Genomic DNA, 3,538 nt, shown 5'->3' with positions numbered 1-3,538 from the left:
CCGGCCGGACCTGCTGTGCCGGCCGGGCCTGCCGCCATGATCGGTTGTGTCATCAGGATTCCTCCCCACGCGCGCATGACCGCGATCGGGTCTGCGGGTCGCCGACGGCATCCTGGTCGGCCTCTCAGCCCGCGTCCGCGGGCTCCCCGGTCACGCCACAGTGTAAGCACCAGAAGTGGAGGTACCCAGCCAGTTCTCACGGCTGGCGGCGCGGGCTGCACGGAAAAGGTGTGAGCCACGCCGCGCGGACCGAGGTGGGCCGCCCGATCACGCGCCGGGATTTCGCCCGGCACAGAAGAATTCCGGGGCTGGTCACTCCACTCCGGCGCAGATTCGCCACTTTGTGACGAAAGTCCCGCCCGTTTGGGCGCGACTCCGACTGATTTGCGAAGTAAGACCACTGTCCGACGGTCGGAACGGCCGATCGTAAACTGTCCCCGTGGATGCCACGGTGGCCGACCCTGTCATCGGTCGTCTTCTCGATGGGCGGTACACCGCCCAGGAACGGCTTGCCGTTGGCGGGATGGCGACGGTGTACGTCGCGCACGACAACCGCCTCGACCGTTTCGTCGCGCTCAAGATCATGCACCCGACCCTCAGTCACGACCCCGAGTTCGTGGCCCGGTTCCACCGGGAGGCGAACGCGGTCGCCCGGCTCAGCACGCCACGCGTCGTGTCGATCCTCGACCAGGGGTCGGACCGGACCGCGGCCGGCGTCCTGCACTACCTGGTCATGGAGCTGGTGCGCGGTCGGTCGCTGCGCGAGTACCTGACCACCCGCGGGCGGCTGACCGTACCCGAGGTCGTCGAGATCTTCGAGCCTGTGGCGGAGGCGCTCGCCGCCGCGCACGCAGCCGGCATCATTCACCGCGACATCAAGCCGGAGAACATCCTGCTCGGCGACGACGGCCAGGTGAAGGTCGCCGACTTCGGGCTCGCCCGGCCGGTGTCCCAGCCGACCCAGGCCGTGACCGGCGGCGTCGTCATGGGCACCGTCGGGTACCTGGCACCCGAGCAGGTCACCCACGGCACGGCCGGCATGCGCAGCGACGTCTACGCCGCCGGCGTCATGCTCTTCGAGATGATCACCGGCCAGCTCCCGCACAACGGCGAGACGCCGATGTCGGTGGCCTACCAGTCCGTCCACGGTGACGTGCCCGCGCCGTCCTCGGTCGTGTTCGACGTCCCCGCCGAGCTGGACTCGCTCACGCTGCGGGCCACCGCCCGCGACCCGAACCACCGGCCGGCCGACGGCGCCGCACTGCTCGCCGAGCTGCGGGCGATCCTGCCCTACCTTCCCGCGCCGGGTGACGACGAGGAGTACCACTCCGGGTTCACCGGCCCGCTGCAGGCGCCTCCCCCGCTGCGGGGCCCAGGGGCGGGGGCGTACCCGGGCGCTCAGCCGGCGCAGCCGCCACGGCCACCGGTCGCGCCGACCAGCATGATCAGCACCGGCTCGGGCCAGGGCCGCCGCCGGCGGCCGCAGGAGGCCCGGTCGGGGCGGCTGCCCGCCGGCCCCGCGGTCATCGCCGGTGTCGTGGTGGTCTGCCTGGTCCTCGGCGTGGTCCTGTTCCGCGCGCTGCTGGGCGGCACCAAGCCCGAGGTGCCGCTGCTGCTCGGGCTGACCAAGGCGGCGGCCGAGAAGAACCTGAACGAGGCCGGCATCAGGTTCCAATACGGCGAGACGCTCGCCAGCGACACATACCCCGAGGGCCAGGTCGCCGAGCAGGACCCGGAGACCGGCGCCAAGATCAGCGACGACACCGTCGTGACGCTTCGGCTGAGCAGCGGCACCCCGAAGGCGACCGTGCCCGATCTCTCCGGGAAGACCGCTGACGAGGCCCAGGTCGCGCTGACCCAGGCGAAGCTCACGATCGGCGGGCGCACCGCGGAGGCCAACGACACCGTCCCCGAGAACCAGATCATCCGGACCGAACCGCAGGCGGGCACGGCGGTCGAGCGAAACACGCCGGTGTCCCTGATCGTGAGCTCCGGGCCGTCGACGGCGGAGATCCCCACCGACCTCGTCGGGCTGACCTACGACGAGGCCAAGGCGAAGCTGGACGAGCTGGGCCTCAGCCTCACCGTGAAGCAGTCTCTGATCACCGACGACAGTGTGGAGCCGGGCCAGGTCGCGCGCACCTCGCCGAGCCCCGGCCAACGGGTGAACGCAGGCGCCACCGTCACCCTCTTCGTCGCCAAGGACTCCGACTCCGACTCCGGTGGCGGCGACGGCAGCGGGGTGATGGTGACCGTGCCCAACGTCGTGGGCAAGTCCTGGTCGGACGCCGAGCGCATCCTGAACCGCGTGGGGCTCAAGGCCACCCGGCAGGACTGGCTCCTCAACAAGGTGAAGTCCCAGAAGCCGAAGGCCGGAAGCAAGCTCGAGCGAGGCAGCACGGTCCAGCTGCAGATGGAGTGGGGGCTCTGAGACGCGGCGGCTGACCCGGCCGGGCTGATCCGCCGGGCCGGGCGCCGCGCCGGCGGGACACGGTCGGCGTCACCGCCTCAGCGAACCCGATCGGGTACATTCGATCTTCACCCGGGCCGTGAGCCGCGGTCCCGAGGTACCGGAGCCAGAACGCGGGGGGCGGCGTGGTGGCGAGTGGTGGGCCGCGCCGGCGGAGCGCGCGGGCAGACCGTGCCGCCGCGTTGCTCGACGGTGGGCGTCCCCCGCGCGACGAGTACGAACAGCAGCTGGCCCGAACCATCTCCACCCTGCGGGCTCTGCCCGTCCCGGCGATGTCACCCAGCACCCGCACGGAGACCCGCGCCATGCTGCTCGCCCGCCTGAGCATCGCCGGTCTCACCGACGCCGCCGGCCCGGCCGTTACCACCGGCCCGGTCAGGGCGCCCGAGCCGGTCAGCGCGACCGGCCCAACCGGCGTGCCTGACACAGCCGACGTGCCTGACCCGGTCGACGTGACTGACACAGCCGATGCGGCTGACACAGCGGGTACGGCTGACACAGCGGGTACCGCCGGAACAGGGGGCACCGGCGCCGCGCCGGCCCACCGGGCCACGATCGTCACCCGCCCCGACCGGGCACATCTGCGCAGGGCTGTCCGCTCGGCCCGTCCCGCGCTGGTCGGAGCGCTGGCAGCGTCCGTCGCGGCGGTCGGCGTCGCCGTGAGCTCCACCAACGCACTGCCCGGCGAGTTCCTGTACGGCGTGAAGCGCCATGTGGAGCAGCTCCAGGTCAGCCTCGCGGCCAGCCGGGTGGAACGGGCCAAGGCCCAGCTGGCGGTAGCCCGGACGAGGATGAACGAGCTCACCGCCGTCCTCGGTCAGGCCGCCTCGGCCACCGGGGATGCCGCCACGGACGCGGCTACCCGAACCGGTTCGGGTCACGGCGACGCCGCGCGGTCCGGCTCTGCCGGCGACCCGGTCGCAGCCGCGGAGGCTGACCCGCTGGCCCGTCCTGGTACCGGCGAGGCGGGGCACGGCCCGGCGCCCGGGGAGCGGTGGCCCGTCGGCGCGCCGGCGACGCAGGCACCGGCAGGCTCCCCCCAGGGGCGGCCAGGCGCCCACGCCGGCG

At 72.8% G+C, this 3,538-nt stretch carries 2 protein-coding genes and 1 riboswitch; both genes read left to right on the top strand.

The genetic code is table 11. The annotated features are described in order from the left end of the window. Positions 1 to 45: 45 nt before the first annotated feature. Positions 46 to 159: riboswitch (TPP riboswitch) on the bottom strand. A gap of 292 nt (positions 160 to 451) precedes the next feature. Then, on the top strand, positions 452 to 2,431 hold the full coding sequence (pknB, locus tag FREUN1FDRAFT_RS38420) for a Stk1 family PASTA domain-containing Ser/Thr kinase (protein ID WP_006545844.1): 1,980 nt from the start codon (positions 452 to 454) through the stop codon (positions 2,429 to 2,431). Between the two features lie 167 nt (positions 2,432 to 2,598). Then, positions 2,599 to 3,538, top strand: a 940-nt coding sequence (locus FREUN1FDRAFT_RS38415; RefSeq protein WP_232295619.1) for a DUF5667 domain-containing protein, incomplete at its 3' end; no start/stop codon positions are given.

It is taken from the genome of Parafrankia sp. EUN1f (assembly GCF_000177675.1).
Classification (GTDB): domain Bacteria; phylum Actinomycetota; class Actinomycetes; order Frankiales; family Frankiaceae; genus Parafrankia.
This window is presented reverse-complemented; position numbering and strand designations above follow the sequence as displayed.